The organism is Belliella kenyensis (assembly GCF_022549675.1).
GTDB classification, from domain to species: Bacteria; Bacteroidota; Bacteroidia; order Cytophagales; family Cyclobacteriaceae; genus Belliella; species Belliella kenyensis.
The window spans coordinates 180,778-203,767 of sequence record NZ_JAKZGR010000002.1; the positions used below are offsets into that span (position 1 = coordinate 180,778).

The 22,990-nt window shown below is 37.9% G+C and carries 20 protein-coding genes; 11 read left to right on the top strand and 9 right to left on the bottom strand.

The genetic code is table 11. The features are described 5' to 3' along the window. Positions 1–1,167, bottom strand: a complete 1,167-nt coding sequence (locus tag MM214_RS02395) for a 1-deoxy-D-xylulose-5-phosphate reductoisomerase (RefSeq protein WP_241291590.1) — start codon at positions 1,165–1,167, stop codon at positions 1–3. Positions 1,168–1,383: 216 nt separating this feature from the next. Between MM214_RS02395 and MM214_RS02400 the strand changes: the two genes are divergently transcribed. The 6 genes from MM214_RS02400 (at position 1,384) to MM214_RS02425 (ending at position 8,049) form a co-directional block, all read left to right on the top strand. Next, positions 1,384–2,826, top strand: coding sequence for a trypsin-like peptidase domain-containing protein (locus tag MM214_RS02400; protein WP_241291593.1), 1,443 nt, complete (start codon positions 1,384–1,386; stop codon positions 2,824–2,826). A gap of 400 nt (positions 2,827–3,226) precedes the next feature. After that, positions 3,227–3,643: a nucleotidyltransferase substrate binding protein gene (locus MM214_RS02405; RefSeq protein ID WP_241291596.1), complete on the top strand. Its 417-nt coding sequence runs from the start codon at positions 3,227–3,229 to the stop codon at positions 3,641–3,643. A 109-nt stretch (positions 3,644–3,752) separates the two neighbouring features. Then, complete coding sequence (locus tag MM214_RS02410) at positions 3,753–5,036, top strand: LVIVD repeat-containing protein (protein WP_241291598.1); 1,284 nt, start codon at positions 3,753–3,755, stop codon at positions 5,034–5,036. 38 nt (positions 5,037–5,074) lie between these two features. Continuing rightward, the gene (locus MM214_RS02415) at positions 5,075–5,635 is read left to right on the top strand and encodes a hypothetical protein (protein ID WP_241291600.1); all 561 of its coding nucleotides are present in this window, start codon (positions 5,075–5,077) and stop codon (positions 5,633–5,635) included. A gap of 46 nt (positions 5,636–5,681) precedes the next feature. Then, entirely contained in the window at positions 5,682–6,395 is a 714-nt protein-coding gene (locus MM214_RS02420; protein ID WP_241291603.1) for an ABC transporter ATP-binding protein, read from the top strand. Beyond that, entirely contained in the window at positions 6,388–8,049 is a 1,662-nt protein-coding gene (locus tag MM214_RS02425; protein WP_241291606.1) for a putative ABC exporter domain-containing protein, read from the top strand. Before MM214_RS02420 ends, MM214_RS02425 begins: the two co-directional genes overlap by 8 nt. Positions 8,050–8,171: 122 nt before the next feature. Here MM214_RS02425 and MM214_RS02430 read toward each other — a convergent pair whose 3' ends face one another. Beyond that, positions 8,172–9,275: a TolB-like 6-bladed beta-propeller domain-containing protein gene (locus MM214_RS02430; protein WP_241291609.1), complete on the bottom strand. Its 1,104-nt coding sequence runs from the start codon at positions 9,273–9,275 to the stop codon at positions 8,172–8,174. Between the two features lie 412 nt (positions 9,276–9,687). On the opposite strand from MM214_RS02430, the gene MM214_RS02435 reads away from it, so the two are divergent. Together MM214_RS02435 and MM214_RS02440 are read left to right on the top strand one after the other, a co-directional pair. Next, entirely contained in the window at positions 9,688–11,055 is a 1,368-nt protein-coding gene (locus tag MM214_RS02435; protein WP_241291612.1) for a pyridoxal-phosphate dependent enzyme, read from the top strand. Positions 11,056–11,166: 111 nt separating this feature from the next. After that, positions 11,167–12,057: a flavin reductase family protein gene (locus MM214_RS02440; protein WP_376856799.1), complete on the top strand. Its 891-nt coding sequence runs from the start codon at positions 11,167–11,169 to the stop codon at positions 12,055–12,057. Between the two features lie 76 nt (positions 12,058–12,133). On the opposite strand, the gene sppA is transcribed toward MM214_RS02440, so the two are convergent. Continuing rightward, positions 12,134–13,894: a signal peptide peptidase SppA gene (gene sppA, locus MM214_RS02445; protein ID WP_241291614.1), complete on the bottom strand. Its 1,761-nt coding sequence runs from the start codon at positions 13,892–13,894 to the stop codon at positions 12,134–12,136. 41 nt (positions 13,895–13,935) lie between these two features. On the opposite strand from sppA, the gene folK reads away from it, so the two are divergent. After that, positions 13,936–14,457 (top strand): 2-amino-4-hydroxy-6-hydroxymethyldihydropteridine diphosphokinase, encoded by a 522-nt coding sequence (folK, locus tag MM214_RS02450; RefSeq protein WP_241291616.1) that lies wholly within the window; start codon positions 13,936–13,938, stop codon positions 14,455–14,457. Positions 14,458–14,480: 23 nt separating this feature from the next. On the opposite strand, the gene MM214_RS02455 is transcribed toward folK, so the two are convergent. The 6 genes from MM214_RS02455 to MM214_RS02480 form a co-directional block, all read right to left on the bottom strand. Then, entirely contained in the window at positions 14,481–14,756 is a 276-nt protein-coding gene (locus MM214_RS02455) for a DUF4411 family protein (protein ID WP_241291617.1), read from the bottom strand. A gap of 46 nt (positions 14,757–14,802) precedes the next feature. After that, positions 14,803–15,048 carry a hypothetical protein gene (locus MM214_RS02460; RefSeq protein WP_241291618.1) on the bottom strand — a complete coding sequence of 82 codons (246 nt, stop codon included), beginning with the start codon at positions 15,046–15,048 and terminating at the stop codon, positions 14,803–14,805. Positions 15,049–15,315: 267 nt separating this feature from the next. Further along, positions 15,316–16,197: an ACP S-malonyltransferase gene (fabD, locus tag MM214_RS02465; RefSeq protein WP_241291620.1), complete on the bottom strand. Its 882-nt coding sequence runs from the start codon at positions 16,195–16,197 to the stop codon at positions 15,316–15,318. A gap of 35 nt (positions 16,198–16,232) precedes the next feature. Next, complete coding sequence (locus tag MM214_RS02470; RefSeq protein ID WP_241291622.1) at positions 16,233–16,862, bottom strand: carbonic anhydrase; 630 nt, start codon at positions 16,860–16,862, stop codon at positions 16,233–16,235. Between the two features lie 16 nt (positions 16,863–16,878). Beyond that, positions 16,879–17,286, bottom strand: a complete 408-nt coding sequence (locus MM214_RS02475; RefSeq protein WP_241291625.1) for a thiol-disulfide oxidoreductase DCC family protein — start codon at positions 17,284–17,286, stop codon at positions 16,879–16,881. Then, positions 17,283–20,063, bottom strand: a complete 2,781-nt coding sequence (locus tag MM214_RS02480; RefSeq protein ID WP_241291626.1) for a T9SS type B sorting domain-containing protein — start codon at positions 20,061–20,063, stop codon at positions 17,283–17,285. The genes MM214_RS02475 and MM214_RS02480 overlap by 4 nt, the downstream gene beginning before the upstream one ends. Before the next feature lie 261 nt (positions 20,064–20,324). Here MM214_RS02480 and MM214_RS02485 point away from each other — a divergent pair, with 261 nt between their 5' ends. Beyond that, positions 20,325–21,008 carry a succinate dehydrogenase cytochrome b subunit gene (locus MM214_RS02485; protein WP_241291628.1) on the top strand — a complete coding sequence of 228 codons (684 nt, stop codon included), beginning with the start codon at positions 20,325–20,327 and terminating at the stop codon, positions 21,006–21,008. 43 nt (positions 21,009–21,051) lie between these two features. Beyond that, a complete protein-coding gene (locus MM214_RS02490) occupies positions 21,052–22,986 on the top strand; it encodes a fumarate reductase/succinate dehydrogenase flavoprotein subunit (RefSeq protein WP_241291631.1) in 1,935 nt (644 codons plus the stop codon). Positions 22,987–22,990: the final 4 nt, after the last annotated feature.

Below are 22,990 nucleotides of genomic sequence, written 5' to 3' on the forward strand. Positions count from 1 at the left end.
TTATTTTTTACGCTTTATTAATTCATTTGTATATGCTCTCGCCATTTTGTCTGTTTCGACAAAATCTTGTAAGCCAGGTTTTTCAATAAAATCAGCTTTTGTCATTGTAGCTTCTATGATTTCTGACATTTCTAAGAACCCCACCTCATCTCTCAAAAATGCAGCCACAACGATTTCATTGGCTGCATTGAGTATACAAGGGGCATTTCCACCTTTTTTCATTGCATCAAATGCAAGCTGTAAATTTTGAAATGTATCAAGATCGGGCTTTTCAAAGGTCAAACTAGGGTATTGTGCGAAATCGAACCTTGGGAAATCAGTTTTGAATCTTTCAGGATAACTCAAAGCAAATTGTATTGGAATACGCATGTCAGGGAGTCCAAGTTGTGCCTTGATAGAGGCATCTTGAAACTGCACCAAGCTATGTACGATAGACTGGGGATGAACGATAACTTCTATCTGATCAGCTGTGAGTCCAAAAAGCCACTTGGCTTCAATCACTTCTAGTCCTTTATTCATCATAGATGCTGAATCTATGGTAATTTTCGCTCCCATATCCCAGTTGGGATGTTTCAATGCTTGCTCTTTGCTTACTGACTTTAAGAAATCTTTGTCTTTGCCTCTAAAAGGACCTCCAGAAGCTGTTAGGATAATTTTCTCAATGGGATTATGAAATTCACCAACCAGACATTGGAATATGGCTGAGTGTTCAGAGTCAACAGGGTAGATGTTTACGCCTTTTTCTCTAGCTAGCTTGGTGATCAGTTCACCAGCCACGACAAGTGTTTCTTTGTTAGCTAATGCGATTTGTTTTCCGCTTTCTATTGCCTTGATCGTAGGGATTAGTCCAGCATAACCTACAAGCGCGGTAAGTACCACGTCTATGTTATCCATTTCTACTACTTGACTCAATGCTTTTTCACCAGCAAACACTTTGATGTCAAGAGGTAATAGTACCTCTTTGACTTGGTCATAAAGTGCCTCATTGACGATTACTACACAGTTGGGCTTAAATTCAATAGCTTGTTGAATCAAAAGCTCACTATTGTTCTGTGCAGTGAGAACTTCTACTTCGAATTTTTCTGGGTGCGATCTGATGACCTCTAGAGTCTGTGTTCCTATACTGCCTGTGGAACCTAAAATAGCTACGCTTCTTTTTTCTGACATGAAAATTTTAATGCCTGTTTTTGGATTTGGAATATACTAGATGATTCTCCAAATCAGATTAATTGACTGACAAAATTACAAGGATCAAAGACTTTTCCACGTGATTTTTCAGTCTTTTTGACATTTCTTCGTTTAAGATAAAAAAACGGCTCTTTTTCTGATTGTTTGAAAGGACTGTACGTTAACTTTATCTTAAAAAACATTCATTAGGTAATTATGAAGAAATACTTGCAATTGACTCTACTTGCGTTTATAGCAGGAATTGCTGGGGCTTATGTTTTTGTGGTTTTCCTAAATCCCCAAAGTGTCCAGGACATGAATTCTGAGTATATGTATCCTTCGGCTTCATACAAGGTGAATTATGCCACAGAAAATCTCGAAAGACGAGATGTCAATACTCCTGTGTCATTTGTCGAGGCTTCTGAAGCAAGTACGCCATCGGTGGTATTTATTAAGAATTTTTCAGGGTCTGATTATAGGCGTTATAGTATTTTTGATTATTTCTTTGGCAATGGTCCCTCTCAAAGGGTCAGTACGGGTTCAGGTGTCATCCTAAGCAAAGATGGATACATTATCACAAATAATCACGTCATAGACAGAGCCGAAACGATAGAAGTAGTGCATCAAAAGCGCACCTACAAGGCAGAGCTCGTAGGCACAGATAAAAATACAGACATCGCAGTCCTGAAAATTGAAGCAGCAAATCTTCCCGCAATCAGGCAAGGAAGTAGTAGGACGCTTAGGATTGGGGAGTGGGTTATTGCAGTCGGGAATCCATTTAATCTGACTTCTACTGTGACAGCAGGCATTGTTTCAGCCAAAGAGCGTCAGATCAATATACTTGGTGGAGACTTTCCTCTTGAGTCTTTCATTCAGACAGATGCCCCTATTAATCCTGGCAACTCGGGAGGAGCATTGGTGAATACCAAAGGTGAGCTGGTGGGTATCAATACGGCAATTTTGTCAAGAACTGGATCATATACAGGGTATGGATTTGCTGTTCCAGTGGATATTGCAGTGAAAGTTGCCAATGACCTGATCAAATACGGAGAAGTTCAGAAGGCACTTCCTGGCTTAGATGTAGTAGAAATCACACCTGAATTGGCTGAAGAAATGAATCTCAAGACATTAGATGGGGTCATAGTTACGAATGTTTTAAGAGGAAGTGGTGCAGAGAAGGCTGGTATACAAAAAAATGATGTGATCATACAAATCGAAGGCTATCCTGTGGCTGGAAAAGGTAGCTTTGAAGAAGTTTTATCATATTACTACCCAGGAGATGAGTTGAATATGGTCTATTTAAGAAAATCAAATAGAAATAGTGCCAAATTGATTTTGCAAAATTTAGACGGAGGAACAGGCGTTCTCAAGAGAGAATATTATACTTCAAATCTCTTAGGAGCGAGACTTGAAGCCATCAATGCTATAGAAAGGGATAGGTTAGGGATTGATTATGGTGTAAAGATTTCTGCAATCAGCAGGGGATATTTGAGAGAACTAGGTCTCAATAGTGGTTTTGTTCTCACTCAGATCAATGGGGAACCTGCTCGCAATCCAGAAAAAGTAGGTAAGTTTTTGGAGGATTTCTCTGGAAGGCTTCGCTTGGAAGGAGTTTCCCCAAATGGTCAACCTTTTATGCAAAGCTATAGTGTGAGGTAGATTAAGGATTGTAGCGTGAGAGCGATTAGAAGTGAGAAGCGAGAGACGAGAGTTTAGACTTAAGATTCAAGACTCAAGAAGCGAGAAGCAAATGTCAAAGAAGCAAGATAGAGAAACATGTGCGTGTGAGACAAGAAAACAAGGGAATATCATCTAAATCCATGATGTGACTGAGAGTCGAAAAATGGGGTAAAAGAGTCTTTCTTGAAAGTTATTCCTTTTGGAGTTAGTAGTTTTCAGGAAGGTTTACTGTTAGAAAACGATTGGAAAGAAAATCTTGGAATCCAAAAATCTTCACAAGTCTATTAAATTAAAATCACCTTTGTTATAAAAAATTGCTTATGGAATAGGCATGATGCGATGTAAAAGTTATATTAGATTTTAATAAAAATATTACGCTATGAAACCCACTCCTTTAACCTTCGAGAAATGTTTTGTTGATTTTCAAGATGCATTAGAGCAATTGAAACATGAAGTTCAGAAAGCTAAGTCCCAAGATTTGAGTCAGAAAGATGAAGCAAAGATTGTTAGGAGTTTTGAATTGACGCATGAGTTGGCTCTGCAAACTATGACAGAGTTCTTTAGGCAACAAAAGCATAGCTTGAGGTTTTCGGGATCAAGAGATATTACAGTAGAGGCTTTTAATGAGGACTTGATCGACGATGGAAAAGGCTGGATGGATATGATCATCCTTAGGATCAAGTATAATCCAATTTATCCAGAAAGTGCTCAAAATGAGTTACTCGGAAGGGTGAAGAAGGATTTTATAAGTTTATTTGAGAATTTTGCAAGAAAGGTTTCTTCAAGAATAAATTAAATTAATTTTTTTATATACAATTGTAGCGTTTTAGAGTTTGATTACGTCTAGAGTTTGCGTGACCATATTTAATTTTATTTTACAAGAATTTTACCAAACTATATAAAATATGAAGAACTTCAACTCAAACTCGACTCTGATAGTATGGGGAATCATCGCCATATTTAGTGTTACATTTTTTTCATCATGCGAGGACCAAGTATCAAGCACTTATACTTATCGAGCGATGATGCCAGTATACCTTCAAATGAGTGATTTCCGTACAAATGAAGCCTTGATAGAGCCGGGAAGGCAATTGGAAAACCCTGGTAAAATTTATATTTATGGAGACTTTTTGTTGATCAATGAGCCTCAAAAAGGTATTCACATCCTTGATAATACAAACCCTTCAAGCCCTATAAGCCTCAATTTTATCAAAATTCCGGGAAATGTAGATCTCGCTGTAAATAGTAATATGCTCTATGCGGATAACTACTTGGACTTATTGGTTTTTGATATTTCCAATCCAAGAGCGATCAAGCAAGTACAAAGAGTCGAAGATGTATTTCAAAATATGATTACGGATGCTAGTAGTGGGACTTTTATGACTTTGAAAGATACAGTCTTGACAGGAGAATCCAATTTTATGAGTGGTTGGTGGGGAGGAAACTTTTTTTGGAATAGAGGAGGCATGCTATCATTTAGTAACGATGCAGCAAGTGTTTCAGGCGGAGAGAGTTATGGTCAAGGTGGTTCGATGGCTCGGTTTACCTTGATGAATGCTCACCTTTATGCAGTAGATGATTTTACTCTGAGGGTTTTTGACGTCCAAGACAAAGAAATGCCCAAGTTTCTAAGTACTATAAATCTTGGTTGGGGTATTGAGACTATTTTCCCTTTTCAAAACAGACTTTTTATAGGTTCGAATTCAGGAATGCACATCTATGACGCTACTGAGCCTTCATCTCCTACCAAGATGTCGGTATATGAACACGTCACTGCCTGCGATCCAGTAGTCGTCAACGAACAGCATGCCTTTGTGACCTTAAGATCAGGAGTGAATTGTAGGTTTGGTGTAGATGAGCTTCAAGTATTAGATATTACGAATTTATATCAGCCTAAGCTGCTGAAGTCTTATGCAATGCTTAATCCTCATGGCTTAGGTTTAGCAGGAGATGTTCTTTATCTAGCAGAAGGGAAACATGGTTTGAAAAGTTTTAATGTAGCAGATGTTTTGGCAATAGATAAAAATCAGCTTGAGTATTTGAAATCCCTAAAGTCTGTGGATATCATTCCAGGTCCAAAGTCATTGATAGTGATTGGTCCAGATGGTGTTTGCCAGTTCGATTACTCTAACCCAGGTAAATTGATACAGTTGAGCTGTATAGACGTGAAGAATCCGGTGGTGGTATGATGAAATTAACTTTTTGTGTATTAATCCAAATTTTGGTAATGAGCCAATTTGCCTTTGGTCAGAAGGCAGTTGGCTCATATTTGCATCATATAGAACTAGGTGCAATTTCAGGTAGGTTGAACAATAGCATAAGGCTTGACTATTCGATTCAATCATTTCATGGTATCCAACTTGATCAGAAAAATAAGCTTGGTTTTTTTGTAGGCTTTGACTCTTATCCTAAGCAAGTCTTGATGCCTCTTGGTTTTGGATGGCGAAGTTCCCTGAATCCTAATAGGAGAAATAGTTTAAATATAGGACTTGATTTAGGGTATGGTTCGTCCTGGCTGGATAGGAAAGAAATAGAAGGTGTTTTTGAGAAATGGAATGAGGGAGGGGTTATGCTTAGTCCTTTGGTTGGGATTGTAAGAAAATCAAAGAATGGTACTATGGCCTATACTTGGAATTTAGGATTCAGAAAGCAGTTTGCTTCTACTTTTGAGGGAGTAAGGTCTTCCGGACTTAGTACCATTGAGGGGATTCGTCCTGGGTATGATTCGATTTTTGAAGAGAGCTATGTGTTCAACAGCCTTACCCTCAGATGGGGCATTCTTTTTTAAGTTTTTTGTCAGGTAATCATTATCTTGCTTGAAATTTAGACAAGATATGCTAGAAGTAATCGGCTTAGTCAAAAAGTATGACAAGCAAAATGCTGTCAACGATATCTCTTTTTCACTTCAAGGAGGAGAAGTGGTGGGCTTGTTAGGTCCAAATGGAGCGGGTAAAAGTACAACCATGAAATGTATCGTGGGATTGTTACGAAAAACAGCTGGAGAGGTGTATATAGGTGGTCACGATCATCTGAGTGTAGAGGCTAAGCGATTTTTTTCTTACATTCCAGAGACACCAAGTGTATATGATTTGCTTACTGTACAAGAACACATGCAGTTCATTGCACAAGCATATGGCCTATCTGATTGGAAGACGAGAGCTACAGCGCTTTTTGAGTACTATGATTTACATGACAAAAAGGATAAGCTAGGGAGAGATCTTTCTAAAGGAATGAGGCAAAAAGTTTCTATTTGCTGTGCTTTACTTCCTGATCCACAGTTATTGTTTTTTGATGAGCCTATGATAGGCTTAGACCCAAAAGCTATCAGGAATACAAAAAAGATTTTCAAAGATTTAAAAGATCAAGGGAAAACAATTTTGGTAAGTACTCATTTGATAGATTCGGTAGAAAGTATTGCAGACAGAATCATGATCATGAAAGACGGAAGTATTGTTGGGAATGATACTTTGGAAAAGCTGAAGCTACAAATGGTAGAGGCAGGTTATAGTTTGGAAGATTTATTTTTAGAATTGACAAAAGATGAATGAAATCAAGTTACTGTTCAGAAAGGATATCCTCATTCTGTTCAATAATATCAAACTGATCCTCAAGAATCCATTAAGGCTTTTGCCTTATTTGTTTGTGGTTGGGTACTTTAGTTTTTTCTATTTCAGGAGAACAGTGAAGTCCACAGAGTCCATGCCTGAGGTGGATTTGGATCAGATACAAGATGCTGCAAATGCACTAGATGTAGTTCCAGATAAGTATTATGCAAAGCTGGCCGTGATCGGAGGGTTGACCTTGATAGCAGTAGCCGTTTTGATGTTTCAATTGTTTCGAGCTACGAAGAAAAATATCAGTTTTTTTACGATGGCGGATGTGAATATGCTGTTTACTTCACCAGTTTCACCTTCCAATATTTTGATATATTATATGATCAGATCTATTCTGCCTGTTTTGGGAGGGAGTATTTTTTTTATGCTATATGCAAGTGCACAGGTAGTGAATCAGATTGGGATGGGTATTGCTGAAGTGATTATGATGGGGTTCGGATTGGCCTTGTTTGTGTTTATGCTATTTCCATTGAAGTTTTTGATATATACTTTACACACCAAGTACAATGTTTTAGATTATGTCAAGAGAGGTGTCTTTGTACTAGGTTTGATATTGTTTTTGATGATAATCATACCAGGTTTGATGGCAGATAAATTTTGGCATGGTATGTTTGCTTGGATTGCATCTCCATGGTTTGATTTCTTTCCTTTGGTAGGGTGGAGTAGGGCTATTATGCTTTATCCTTCTCATGAGAATATATGGTTGGTGACTGGTTTTTCTACCGTATATTTTCTGGTTTTTGGGCTAGTTCTTCATACTGTAATACGCCATTCGGGATATTATTATGAAGATGTATTGGAATCCACAAAAAGTAAAGAGGAAGCCAAAGAAAAAGTAAAGGGCAAGAAAGAAGCTAATGAGTCTAGCTTGAGTCTAAATGCTAAAAAGCAGCTTGATGTTCCAGATTTTGGCTTTGGAGCCAAAGCTTTGTATTGGAGGAATTATGTACATAGTTCCAGACAAGATTTTCATCCACTTTTTGGACTTTATGGATTAGGATTTGCGGGCTTGTCATTTATATTTGCAGGCCTTACATACTTTGATTGGTTTTCACATCAAGTGATTTATTTTTATTTGTTGATTTTGATTTTTATCTATTGGATAGCTGGAATGGGAAGAAACAATGTAGGGGATTTGAAGAAGCCGTATTTTATCCTTATTCCAGCTTCATGGGCTGCTAAGTTTTGGAATCTGATCAAATTAGACTTAATGCAGACCTTAATTTTTGCGTTAATATTGATAGTTCCTACTGTTTTTATCGCTAAGTTGAGTCTTTTACTTATTCCAGCATTTGTCTTAGCCATGTTGATGTTTTATTTATCAGGGTTTGCGATGACTACTGTGACCAATGTTGGTTTTGAAGAAGGGTGGGATAGGAAACTGATCAAACCTGTGATGACGATTGGGGTGTTGCTGTTTGGTTTCGTGCCAGCCATTGGTACGGGTCTTTTTGTATTTATCATCAGCAAGCAGTTTGCTTATGGAATGATTGGGATTTGTGTTGGGATGGCTTTGGTGACTGGTGTGATGCTACATGTAGCCATGGATTTGATCAGCAAGATAGAGTTCAAAGAGCAAGAGGGGTGAGTGTAATACTTGCATCAATATAGAAAAAAGTGTGTTCATGTAATTTCTAATGAATTAAATCTTTTAAAGTCTCTTCTCGTACCGTTCAGAGTAATATATAATCCATTGTATTTTGTTGGTAATCAATTGTTTGGTGAATTGTTTAAATCGTAGACATAGATGTTATTGTCTTTCTCAAAAGGTAAATAGCAATAGACCTTATTTTTTTTGAAATCTACTGCAAACGATTCAATAAACTTATCGTCAGATAAACTGTACTTAGTTATAAGATTTCCTTCCCAGTCAAAAACCAAGAAGTTTAAATCAGAATAAGAATAGTTTGAATAAATATCTTCTGAAGTATTGTTGTAGCTTAAGCCAAAGATATAATCCTCATTGGAGTCTAATTCACTGATATAGTGTTTTGAATCAAATTTGCCGCTCTTAGCATATGCTATCAGTGCATTTTCGATACTTTGAGTGTTATCATAATATATGCTTTTAAGTCTTTCAAGATGGAAATTATATAATTCAAGATTTGGAATCAGAAGAGTAGCAGCTGCAATTTTTTGTTTTTTTTCATTTACCGCAATCGCTGATCTGTATATTGGATATAGTAAAGATTGATCTAATTTATAGTTTAATTCGGGAGTATATGAGATGCTTTGAAAAGCCTTGTCTTGCTTGTTGTAAAGCGTGAATTTATGAGATCCTTCAGGAATTCCTAAATAGAATTCAGGTGAATCGTAATAAAAATGCAAGTAATAAAAATCCTTTTCTTCTAAGCGGTATTGTTTATGGAAGTTCTTTTTTTGATCAATCATCCCTAGTAGATTGATTTTATTTAACTCAATCTTTTGATAATCATACAATGTAATTTCGGGAGTGCCATCTAACTCATCAAAAGATACTTGTTTAAGTAAATATGGATCAGCAAAATCAAGTTCTCCATGACCATTATTCCCATATTCACCCAGTAATTTAAAACTATTTGTACTATATACTTTTAAAATTTTTTCATGGTTTTGTTGAATTACCAAAAATGTATCAACAACCATTAAATTGACGTTTTTTTTGCTGTATACTATTATGTCTTCAATGGCTTTTCCTTGAATAGATATTTCCTCAGCAAAGGTCAAAATTGATTCTTTGTTATTTTTGCAGCTAGTTATAGAAAATAATATTGTAGCAGCTATTGATAATTTTAAAAAGCACGGAATATTTTTTTCTATTAATTCCCGAATCATATTAAATCGATTTTTTAATTGTTTGAACTTTAGTTCAATTAATAATTTAAGGGTGTTATGTTGGGAATTTGATGATAGAACTAAATTTTTGCATAAAATTTTAATGATTGAATGTCCATTTTGTGGGTAATTAATGTGAATAATGCATTTCATTTGCCATGGCTTCTTGATATAAATATACAAAATTTAAAGACTTTTTTAGTTTTGAAGTATTTTGTATTAATTGAATGCTTTATCCTAAAAATAAAGATCGGGAATTATTTTAAATTCTTATTTATTTCTTCTGATTCAGGCTTATGCTAAAGGGTTTAGATGCATGATCTATCGGAATCCTGTCCTCTAAAAACTCAACACCTTCCTTTCTACTTTAAAATTATTTGTAACTTGCCCTGAAATTAGCAATAGCGATCTTATGATTTACAATTCAATAATAGAGACAATAGGTAATACACCTCTTATCAGACTGAACAATCTGAACAAAGGTATCAAAGGAGATATCTTAGTGAAGGTAGAATATTTCAATCCGGGGAATTCTATGAAAGATAGGATGGCGATCAAGATGGTAGAAGATGCAGAGAAGGAAGGAATATTGAAGCCAGGGGGAACAATCATCGAGGGCACTAGTGGTAATACAGGGATGGGATTAGCCCTTGCGGCCATTGCCAAAGGGTATAAGTGTATCTTTACCATGGCTGATAAGCAATCTAAAGAGAAAATAGATATTTTAAAGGCTGTGGGGGCTGAGGTAATTGTATGTCCTACCAACGTGTCTCCTGAAGATCCAAGGTCGTATTATTCTGTGGCTAAAAAGCTCAATCAAGATATACCTAATTCATTTTATCCAAATCAGTACGACAACTTGTCAAATTGGAAGGCGCATTATGAAACCACAGGTCCTGAAATCTGGAAGGATACAGAAGGGAAAATCACCCATTATGCAGCAGGAGTAGGTACTGGGGGGTCGATGTGTGGTACAGCCAGGTATCTAAAAGAACAGAATCCTGATATCATCACTGTAGGGATAGATACTTATGGATCTGTGTTCAAGAAATACAAAGAAACAGGCGTGTTTGATGAAAACGAAATCTATCCTTATTTGACAGAGGGAATTGGAGAAGACATTTTGCCTAAAAATGTGGACTTTGATATGATTGATCATTTTGTAAAAGTTACGGACAAAGATTCTGCTGTGATGACCAGAAGGCTTTCTAGAGAAGAAGGACTTTTTGTGGGTTGGTCTTGTGGTTCTGCTGTACATGGTGCATTGGAGTATGCCAAAGAACACTTGAAAGAAGGAGATACTATGGTGATTATTTTGCCAGATCATGGTACAAGGTATTTGGGAAAGGTATATAATGATGATTGGATGAGAAATCATGGTTTCCTGGAAAACAAAACCTTCGGTACTGCTAGAGATATATTATCATCTAGAAATGGCAGTTATCAACTTGTCGTTACGCAGAAGTCAGATAAAATCAAAGATGCCATTGCCTTGATGAACAAGACAAGTGTGTCACAAATACCCGTAATGGAAGATGGCCATGTGGTAGGATGCTTGACAGATAATAAGTTGTTAAGCAAAATCATTGAGAACCCAGAGCTGAAAGATGCACCTGTATCTGAGGTAATGGAAGATTCTATGAAATTTGTGGCTTTGGATAGTACTTTGGATGTATTGTCCTCTATGGTGGACAAGGAAAAAGCAGTATTGGTAAGGGATGATCATCATCAGATTCATATCATTACCAAACATGATATTTTAGAAGCCATTACCAAATAGACAATCGGTGTATAAGTTTATTATATAATTGTATTTAGGTTACTTGAGAAAAGTCGAACTTCTTTAGAAGTTTTTGGAAACTGGCTTTAAGCAGGTTTAATAGATGAAGACATGATGATTATAGACCCAAAAAATGCAACGGCAGGAGAGTTTCAAGCAATATTACAAGGTGCAGTAGCTCCTCGTCCAATTGCATTTGCTAGTACCATTGACACTGATGGTCAAGTAAACTTGAGCCCTTTCAGCTATTTCAATGTATTCAGTGCAAACCCACCAATTTTGGTATTCTCTCCGGCAAGAAGAGTTCGTGACAATACCAATAAGCATACCCTAGAAAATGTAGAGGCAGTAAGGGAGGTTGTGATCAATATTGTGAGTTTTTCTATGGTAGAGCAAATGTCTTTATCCTCCACTGAGTATGAAAAAGGGGTTAATGAGTTTCAAAAATCTGGATTGACAGAAGAACCTTCACTATTGGTCACCCCTCCAAGGGTAAAAGAAGCTCCTGTTGCATTTGAATGCAAAGTGACTGATATAATCTCGCTCGGAGATCAAGGTGGAGCGGGCAATTTGGTGATCTGTGAAGTGCTACTTGCTAGAGTCAAGGAGGAAGTCCTAGATGCCAAGGGAAGTATTGATCCTTTTAAGCTTGATGCAGTGTCCAGGATGGGAGGGAATTGGTATTGTAGGGCCAATGGCGCAGCTTTGTTTGAGATTCCAAAGCCTCTCAGAACCAAAGGTATTGGCGTAGACCAGATTCCTGATGCTATCAAAAATAGCCATGTTTTGACGGGGAATAATCTTGGGAGGTTAGGGAATGTAGAAGCTTTGCCTTCCAAATTCGATATTTTAAATTATGGTGACCGTCCTGAAATCGCAGAGATGAAAGTGCGTTTTCAAAATGATCCAGAAAGTCTTCAATATTACCTGCAAGAGCATGCCAAAGAATTGTTAGAGCAAGGCTTGGTAGCGGAAGCTTGGATGGTTTTATTGCAAACTTAACCATATGGTAATTTCGTAGGTAAACTTGAATAAAGAGAGATAATAAAAAAGGGGAGCTTTTGACTCCCCTTTTTTATTATTTGATGATCAGATCATATGGGGTTCTGTACAAAGTTCCTTCGTACTTTTGTAGCTTATCCAATTGATGTATAATAGGATAGAGGTCTCCATACTTGTTTTTCAAGTATTTTACTTGGACATCATTCCCAATCGTAGAAAAGAGTGTTTCAAACCATGTTTTTTGTTGAGGTAAGTAGACTATTTTAAAGTCGTCAGCCACTTCAGCTTTTGCAGCAGCCACTTGAATAGCATCTTCCAGTCCACCGAGTAGATCAACCAGCCCGTTTTCTTTGGCTTGGATTCCTGACCACACTCTGCCACTAGCTACTTGAAGTACTTGTTCTTTTTCCATGCTTCTCCCTTCTGCTACTCTAGAGATAAACGTATCGTATCCGTCATTTACCGATTCTTGATAGATTGATTTTTCTAAGTCAGTTAACTTTCTTGTGACACTTAGAAAATCAGAGAGCTCTCCAGTTTTTACCACATCTGTGGTTATACCTAGTTTATTTTTTAGCAATCCTTCTGCATTGAACCATAATCCAAAAATCCCGATAGAGCCAGTGATTGTATTTGGTTGAGCAAAAATAGTGTCCGCAGGTGCAGCGATGTAATAGCCTCCCGAAGCAGCAACTTCACTCATGGAAGCAATGATTGGTTTTTCTTTTTTTGCTTCACTTAGTGCTCTCCAGATAACTTCCGATGCCAATGCTGACCCTCCTGGGGAGTTGATTCTAAGTACAATCGCTTTAATGTCTTTATCATTTTTCGCTTTATTGATCTCTTGTACGAGGGATTCAGAAGCGATCACACCTTCAGATTTTCCGCTTACGATTTCGCCTTCTGCGATGATCACAGCAATTTTATTTTTAGAGAGTTTGTTTTTTGATTTTGCTGATTTATTGATTGTAGTGACATTTATGGTGTTGATTTTATCATCTTCATCAAGTTCCAGTTTTTCTTTGATCAGATCTCTTACCTGATCTTCGTACCACAGACCGTCTACTAAGCCTAGTTCAAGAGCATCTTTGTTTTTGCGAACTAGCATTTTGCTATTGATTACCTTCAGGCTATCGACTGGTATACCTCGACTATCTGCCACTTTGCTGATGGCAAAGTCATTCAGATCATTCAAAAATGCAGTGGTTTGTAGCCTGTTTTCTTCACTCATTTTGTCCAACAAAAATGGCTCAACAGCACTTTTGAACTCTCCAACTCGAAAGACAACTGGCTCTACCTCGAGTTTTTCAAAAAGTCCCTTGAAAAAAGTGATCTCACTTGAAAAGCCATTGTATTCAATTCCTCCTTGTGGATTGAGGTAAACTTCGTCAGCGACAGAGCTCAGGAAATATCCGCTCTCGGAATAGATTTCATCATATGCTATGATGAACTTTCCTGATTCTTTGAATGCGATCAGCTCATTTCTCAACTCTTCTAGCATGGCTTGACCAGCGAACACCATCCCTGTTCGCAAATAGATACCTTTGACATCATCTTGCTCTTTGGCAGTAGTGATGGCTGTCTTTAAGTTTGTTAACCCAACTGTAGATACCGAAGTGAAAGGTCCAAATGAAGATAGGTCAATGTCATCATCATTTGTTCTCTCTACAATGCTTCTACCATTGAGGTCTAGCACCAAGACCGTCTTTTCCTTGATTTTTACTTCACTATCCGAAGAAGATGCTATGGCTATGATCCCCACTAAAATAAAAAAACTCAATACAGTAAAGACTAATAAGCCAACGATTACTGCTAAAACATTCCCTAGAAATTTCATGCATATTATGTTTAAGCTACTAAAATACTGTATTTTTATTTATGGATAAACTACAAGAGGAAATAAATCCTTTGCATCAAGTAGTCTTGCTCATTGGAGGAAACCTTGGGGATAGGTTTAGATTGATAGCTGATGCTAAGAGGAAAATACTAAAGGAAATTGGGGAGGTAAAAAAACAATCTTCCCTATATGAGACTGCTGCATGGGGTGAAAAATCTACCATGGATTTTATCAATCAAGCTCTGCTTATATATACCACTTTGAGTGCGCAAGAAGTACTTCATGTAGCTTTGAGTATTGAGAAAAGCTTGGGGAGAGAGCGTGTTGAAAAGTGGGGGGATAGAACAATGGATATTGATGTCATATTCTATGGTGACAGCATCATCGATGAACCAGACCTCATTATCCCCCATCCATTCATGAAAGAAAGAAAGTTTGTACTAGTACCAATTGTGGAGATTTTACCTGACTGGATACACCCTGTTTTGAAAATGAGTATGAAAGAAATGCTGTCAGCATGTGAAGATCAATGTGATGTTCGAGAGATTAGGGAAGGGGAGTAGTAGTAGTAGGAATATTAAAAAATCTATTTTTTGAAGTTTATCCCAAGATCCAATTCAGCAAACTTACCCGAGAGTTCTGGAAGGTTCATTATCTTGATGTCTAAAATTTGACAGATTGCAGGAATTTTTTTGAATAGTTTCAGATCATTTTCTGAATTGCTCTCCTCTGTCACAATAAAAACCTCTTCATCAGGAAAATCCTTAGCCATGTGCTGACTATGCATAATCATTTTTGCATCGGCTGATTCCAAAAATCTAGACTTTTGAACTTCGAACGCTGTATCGGTTAATCGTTTCAACTGACCAAGAATTGTGAATTGGTTTTTTCCTTTAAAGATGGATGTTCTACATATTCAAAAACCAAATATTGTATAGAGCAAATTTATCAATTAAGGCATTGAGAAATTTCTTTGGGTCTTTTTTGAAGCGGGGCATTAATAGTTCAGGAACCTTGTCTGCTACCGAAACAGGATTATCATAACTGAGGAACACAGGAAGTTTTCTTTCTAGATTGATGTCAGATAGTTTGGCCAATCCAGAAAGAGAAATCTTGAGGTCTTCAAACTGACTGACGATTTTTTTTTGAAGCAAGATTTAGAATTGTTCCGAATTTTTCTTTCCGAAAAAAAATACTTGACTCCTTACTGATGACTGGTGGAGTTGGATCAAGGTAATAAGAGAGCCCTTTCTTGAAAATCTTATCAATCCGCTTAGGATGATTGATTTGTATTTCTTCTTTGAAAACAGCTTCCCAAGTCAACGGATATTTTAACCCCTCACCACATCAAGTATAAAAAAAATCAAGGCTGCCACTAAACTAGAGGCAGCCTGGAGTAATCAGTATTGGTTTTCGCTGATTTAGATGCTAGAAACTTCCGCTTCTTTATGAATTTTTTTAACTAATCCTTGGAGGACTTTTCCGGGACCACATTCGATGAATTCGGTTGCACCGTCTTCAACCATTTGTTGCACAGACTGTGTCCATTTCACGGGTGCTGTGAGTTGCGCAATCAGGTTTTGCTTGATTTCATCCACGTCACTGATACCTGTAGTACTTACATTTTGGTATACAGGACAAGTGGGTTGGTTGAAAGTGGTATTCTCTATAGCAGATTGAAGTTTCTCTCTGGCGGGTTCCATCAAAGGGGAGTGGAATGCTCCTCCTACAGGGAGTGGTAGAGCTCTCTTGGCACCTGCCTCTTTCATTTTTTCACAGGCGATATCTATTCCTTTATTGGAGCCAGATATTACCAATTGACCTGGGCAGTTGTAATTAGCTGCTACCACGATTTCATCGTTGATACTTGCGCATATTTCTTCGACTTTTTCATCAGCTAGACCTAAGATCGCAGCCATCCCAGAAGGGTTGATCTCACATGCTTCTTGCATGGCCAAAGCGCGTTGGTAAACAAGTTTAAGACCATCTTCGAATGCCAAGGTTCCGTTAGCCACCAATGCCGAGAACTCTCCCAAAGAATGTCCTGCTACCATGTGAGGCTTGAATTGCTCATTTGTTTTGGCTAGGATTACAGAATGAAGGAAAATTGCTGGTTGCGTGACTTTGGTTTGTTTCAAGTCCTCATCACTCCCATGGAACATGATATCTGTAATGCTGAAACCTAAAATTTCATTTGCTTTATCAAATAAAGCTTTGGCTTTTGGGTTTGATTCATACAGCTCTTTTCCCATTCCAGAAAATTGTGCTCCTTGTCCTGGAAAAACATATGCTCTTTTAGTCATAAAATTTATTTTAAATTAAAAAGGTGTTTCTTGATTTAGACACCTAGATCGTAAATTTCTCGGATTTCTTTTAGAATTTTTTCGTGATCGAGTTTGAGATCAATTAGCTTACCTTCTGCTACATCAAATACCCATCCATGTACTTTAAGCCCTCTTTTCCTTACTGCTTTTTGCACGACGGCTGTTTTGAGTACATTGACACACTGCTCTTGTACATTGAGTTCTACCAGCCTGTTGTAGCGTGCAGATTCATCCTCGATTGCATTCAATTCTTTTTTATGAAGCCTATATACATCTCGGATATTTCTAAGCCAAGGGTTTAGTATTCCTAGATCAGAGGCGTTCATAGCAGCTTTTACCCCACCACATTCATAATGACCACATACTACAACATGATCTACACCTAGGTTATCTACGGCATAGTTGAGTACAGACATAGAATTTAAATCTATACTGATGACCATGTTTGCGATGTTTCGATGTACAAAAACCTCCCCAGGCTGAACACCCATCAAGTCTTCTGCACTAACCCTACTGTCTGAACACCCAATATAAAGAATGTCAGGATTTTGACCTTTTGCCAGTTCCTTAAAATAATTTGGGTCTTTTTCTAGTTTACTTTCTATCCACGTAGCGTTATTCTCAAATACTTTTGCGATGTCCATGTTTATATTTTATGTTCTATATAAATTTTGCTTTTTCTTCTTCTGTGGGCAACCTACACGTTTCTTTTTTCCCAAACCATCTATATCTATTTTTTGCTACCCAGTCATATAGAGGATCTCTTACAAATCTCGGCAAAATTATAAAACCATATAACAACGGCCACAATCCTGAAAGATTTTTTGCGATTTTCAGTGCAGCTGTGCTTCTGTAATACACTTCATCAGCTGATACCAAAATCAAAGAGTCTAGATACGACTCGTCAATTTGATAGTTTTTTAAAATTTCCTTCACCTTATCATCTTGCAAAGCACCGACTTTAAATCTATTTTTCTTATCGTTTCGGATAATGAAATCTATAGCATCGTTGCAAAGATTACAGACTCCATCGAATAATACTATATGATACTTGTCTTGTATTCTCATCTGATAAGTTGAATGGTTCCTTTCATTTTTCTCTCCCTCAAGTTTGGATCAAAAGTGTCAAACCTCACCACAGCACTATAGAAATATGTGCCTGCTGGAAGATCTTTCCCATTTTTGTCTTTTCCATCCCAGTTGATATAAATGTTTGCCTCAGTAGAGGTCATACTATTATAAGTATATACTTCTACTCCCCATCGATTGACAATAAAAATCTCCACTGCTTTGACAAATCTCGGACATTTTGCAAATGGATTGTCGAATGCCATAAAGGTATCATTGGCTCCATCTCCATTTGGCGTAAATGCATTTGGAAGTTCGTAATTAGGGCAATTGTCCACACAGACGATATTGCTTGGATCACTTTCATTCCCAGACCTATCTACTGCTGTGAGGTAGTAGCAGCCCTTATAGGTAGGTAAGTTTGTAATTCTTGTCGAATTGGTAAGGGCAGAATAAGTTTCTATCAGTGTAAAAACCCCTTCTTCTCCGTCTGGACTGAAGTATAATCTGAATGAACTCAACTCCGTATCACATACACCGCTAAAATCTCCCTCCCAACTCAAGTCATGTTCGAATACATTAAATCCACAGGTTTTATCTGAAAGATATTCTGTACAATCTGGACCCTCGAAAGTTAACACTGGAGGACATGGGAGTCTATCATCGTCTGGTCTTGCACATATGATCTGACTTTTGTTTTCTAAAGGATAGGTCAGTAGATCTATATTGTAAGAACCCTTGGTGACTACGTAATAGCAATATTCTATTTCTTTATTCAATGGGATGCCATTATGATTGCCATTGTCTAAGAAGGTAAAACCACCATTGGTGACATCGACTTCAGCAATGAGGGTGAAATTCTCCTCATCCTGTGCCTCAGGATCAGTTTTGTTTCTATATACTTCATGTCTGAATGAAGAGACAGCGTTGTTCCATGGTACATTAAATGACCAATTCAATTCTATGGCCTCATTGATAATCACAGGCTCTAGGCGCACGGATGAAGCCACACTGGAACTATCTATAAGTGTATTGTTCTCTCTTAGCAAGACTTTATAATTGTACACTAGATTTTCTGTATTCAGTCCAGTATCTGTATAGACAGTGTCCGAAGTAGTTATAATAGTTTGCCTATTTTGATTACCTGAAAATCCAGTACTTCTAATGAGTTGGTAAGTAAAAGGTCCAGGGAACTGTATTGGGTCAATGTCGTAAGGAGGAGTCCATCTCACCAAAATTTCTCCATCGTCAGTGCTTGTGTTTTCTACACTCACATTGGTTATTAGTGGTACGTCTACATCTATTGTTACGCAGAATTCTTCTGAGACTATACTTTCTCCCAATCGTGGGGTAGGAAAAGTAGCAACTAGTCGGTAACAATAGGTGTTGCCAGGTGCTAAGCCTTCTCCTTCGTAGTCATCGAGGAAATTGAAGGTGTTCATGTCTGTAGTTCCTACCAATACATAACCATCCCTAATGCCTGTTTCGCATGATTCAGGTTCATAAGGATCACTGTTTAAGCGTCTCCACACTTGCATGGTTTGGGCGGTTGACCCACAGGAGTACGGATCCCATTTTATATCTACTGATCTTCCTTGCTCTTGGACGATATCATCGATGACTGGTGGAGGTCCTACTACAGTGATATTCCAAGTTTTGATATCTACTAATGCTGGACCAGAGCTGGGCTGGTCAGTTATTCTTACCCTAACTTGATAAGGCCTTTCTCGCACATGACTACACACCGTTTGCCAATTAAAATTGACTATTCCGGGGCTTGGTTGAAAGGTGGATTCTGGAGAGTAACTTGCTGGAGAAGAGGTTATTTCTATTGGGTCTCCAAAGATTTCTATTTTTATAGGATTTCCATCTGGGTCAGATCCTTGAATAATCTCTTCAATATTGGTGCCTGCTACTACGCAGATATCTTCTGGCATTACCAACTCGGGTCTCCTGTTGTTCGTGTTTTCGATAATGATCTGCATATCTCTGACCACATAGCCAATGAGGACAAAGCTTCCATTGATTTTCCTGTATTCTTCTATCCTAAAGGCTACATTATATTGTCCAGCAAGACCAGGAGCATCCCAAATCAAATCGCCAGTAAGTGGATCTAGCGTTAAAAATGGAGGGGTAGTTCCATCCTCTCTTTGAAAGCTGAATGCTGATGATGCGGGGCTGCTATAACCATTTACTGTTCTTTGAAAATCTTGTTTTGGAATATCCATACGGTAGGCTAGGCTATCGCCATCCGGATCATATGCCCCAGGATTGTGGATATATCTGATATTTACTCCTCCATTGTCCACGGGCGGTATTGTCAAAACCGGTGAATTATTTACTCCAAAGAATGGATCTATTCTAATCATAGTTTCGACGTAGAAAGGTGTTTCTACTGAATTATCCATATTCAGCGTGTTATCATTTCTATTGAATTCTTTGAATCTGATGATGTATTCCCCAGGTCCTTGATAAGTATGTGTTATTACGAATGTATTCTTCTCGATCTGATTTCCCAATGGTTCGACTAAGATAAAGTCACTTTCTGTGTTGAGTGCCACTTCTCTTCCATCACCAAAGTTTATGTTTCCAGGCCCAAATATGACATTTGAACGTGTATCTGTGTAACCTACTACGGTGATTCTGTAGGTCAAGGATTGGGTAGAAACCCTTTCGGCTATGATCTCCCCAGCTCGGATGTGGGTGGCAGATGCATGATGACTATATGCTATAGCAATCAAGACCATTAGGGATAAAAGTAAAGATTTGATTTTCATGGATGTCTTTCTTATAACATTACAAGATATACGAAAATAACTAAAGGGAGTAGAAATTTATTACCTAATATCAAACAATAAAATTAGACACTTGGTTACTAATTCAAACAAAAACGTTCAAAACCCTTCAAAATTGGTGGTTTATTTAGAACGTTTTAAAATAAGTTTAAAGCATTGGGCTTTGATTGTTTGCTAAACTTTCCAAATGTAAATTTGAGCCCAAAGTATAAACTGTAAACATTTTACAATTAAATAAAACATATGAGCTGGGTATCTAAGACCTTAAGTAGCACATTGGGCCAGAAAGTTTTGATGGCCCTCACTGGATTATTTCTAATTCTATTCTTGGTAGTACATTTAGCAGGTAATCTCCAGTTGTTATTCCCTGACGGAGGGGAATCATTCAATAAGTATGCAGCCAATATGGCCAACAACCCGCTTATCAGGGTGGTGTCTATTGGGAATTTTGCTTTTATCCTGATTCACGTGATCTATTCGATCATTCTTACCAAAAGGAACAAGCAATCTAGACCAGTGGCTTATGCAGTTACAAAACCTTCTACCAATTCTGCCTGGGCTTCGAGAAACATGGGGATATTGGGGACGATTATCCTGATATTTTTGCTCGTTCACCTCAAAGGGTTCTACTATGAGATAAAATTCGGTTCAGTCCCAATGGCTTCATACGATGGAGAAGAATATAAAGATGTCTTTGCAATCGTGGCAAATGCCTATTCAAACATCCTTTATGTAGCATTCTATGTAGTGAGTATGGGCTTCTTGGCGTTTCACCTTTCTCACGGTTTTGCAAGTGCATTTCAGACTTTGGGTTTGAATCACGTCAAGTATTCACCTTTGATCAGAAAGGTTGGATTAGGATTCTCGATCTTGATACCTGCTTTATTTGCATTGATACCATTGGTGATGTTTTTTCAAAACCAGTAAGCTGTTCGTTAGTTAATTAAGAAGAATTTAAAATCAATATTCAATGATACTTGATTCCAAAATACCACAAGGGCCATTAGCCGAAAAGTGGACCAAACATAAATTCAATATTAAGCTGGTGAATCCAGCGAATAAAAGAAAATACGATGTAATTGTAGTAGGTACAGGACTTGCTGGAGCTTCTGCTGCGGCATCTCTAGCAGAGCTAGGATACAATGTAAAGGCATTTTGTTTCCAAGATAGCCCTAGAAGGGCTCACTCTATTGCTGCTCAAGGAGGTATCAATGCTGCTAAAAACTATCAAAATGATGGGGATTCAGTATATAGGCTTTTTTATGATACGATCAAAGGGGGAGATTACAGAGCTAGGGAGGCTAATGTTTATCGCCTTGCGGAGGTATCTGTAAATATTATAGATCAGTGTGTCGCTCAAGGTGTACCTTTCGCAAGAGAATACGGGGGGCTTTTAGCAAACAGATCTTTTGGTGGAGCACAAGTTTCAAGAACTTTTTATGCCAAAGGTCAGACAGGTCAGCAGCTTTTGCTTGGTGCTTACTCAGCTTTGAGTAGGCAAGTAGCCAATGGAAAGGTGAAGCTATATCCAAGAACAGAAATGATGGATGTGGTAATGATCGATGGCAAAGCACGAGGTATAGTGACCAGAAATTTGGTGACAGGAAAAATCGAGTCGCATAGTGCACATGCCGTTCTTCTTTGTACTGGTGGCTATGGAAATGTATTTTTCTTATCTACCAATGCAATGGGTTCAAATGTGACGGCAGCTTGGAGAGCACACAGAAAAGGGGCATTCTTTTCCAACCCTTCATTCACACAAATTCACCCAACTTGTATTCCTGTGTCGGGAGATCATCAGTCGAAATTGACTTTGATGTCAGAATCATTGAGAAATGATGGAAGAGTTTGGGTTCCAGCCACTGTAGAGATTGCTGAAAAGCTCAGAAAAGGGCAAATCAACGCTAATGACATTAAGGAAGAAGATAGGGATTATTACTTGGAAAGGAAATATCCTTCATTCGGGAATCTTGTCCCTCGAGATGTAGCTTCTAGAAATGCCAAATATGTGTGTGATGAAGGAAGAGGTGTAAATGAAACAGGAGAGGCAGTTTTCTTGGATTTCAGAGATGCCATCAAGAGAGATGGAAGAAATGTAATCGAAGCAAAATACGGCAACCTGTTCGATATGTATATGCAAATCACAGGAGATAACCCTTACGAGGTCCCTATGATGATCTATCCAGCAGTACACTATACCATGGGTGGTCTTTGGGTTGATTATAACTTGATGACGACTATTCCAGGTTTGTATGCATTAGGAGAGGCTAATTTCTCTGACCACGGAGCAAACAGGCTGGGAGCTTCTGCATTGATGCAAGGCTTGGCAGATGGCTACTTTGTGATTCCTTATACTATTGGTGATTATTTGGCACAAAATTCAGCAGAAAGAATTTCTACCGATCATCCTGACTTCAAGAAGACAGAGCAAGAAGTGACTCAAAGGTTACAAAAACTATTGAGCATCAAGGGAGAGAAAACAGTAGATTATTTCCACAAAAAGCTTGGGAAGATCATGTGGGAATACTGTGGAATGGCAAGAACCGCCGAAGGTCTATCCAAAGCTAAAGCCATGATCAAAGAACTTAAAAAGGAATTCTGGACAAATGTGAATGTTCTTGGTGGAAACGATGAATTGAATCTTTCTTTAGAAAAAGCAAATAGGGTATCCGATTTTATAGAATTGGGTGAGTTAATGGTGGATGATGCACTTCACAGAAATGAGTCTTGCGGAGGTCACTTTAGAGAAGAGTACCAAACTCCTGAAGGTGAAGCATTGAGAGATGATGAAAACTTTGCTTATGTAGCTGCTTGGGAGTACAAGGGTGAAGGACAAGAAGAAGCTTTGAACAAAGAAGAGCTTGTTTTTGAAAATGTGAAGTTGACACAAAGAAGTTACAAATAATCTA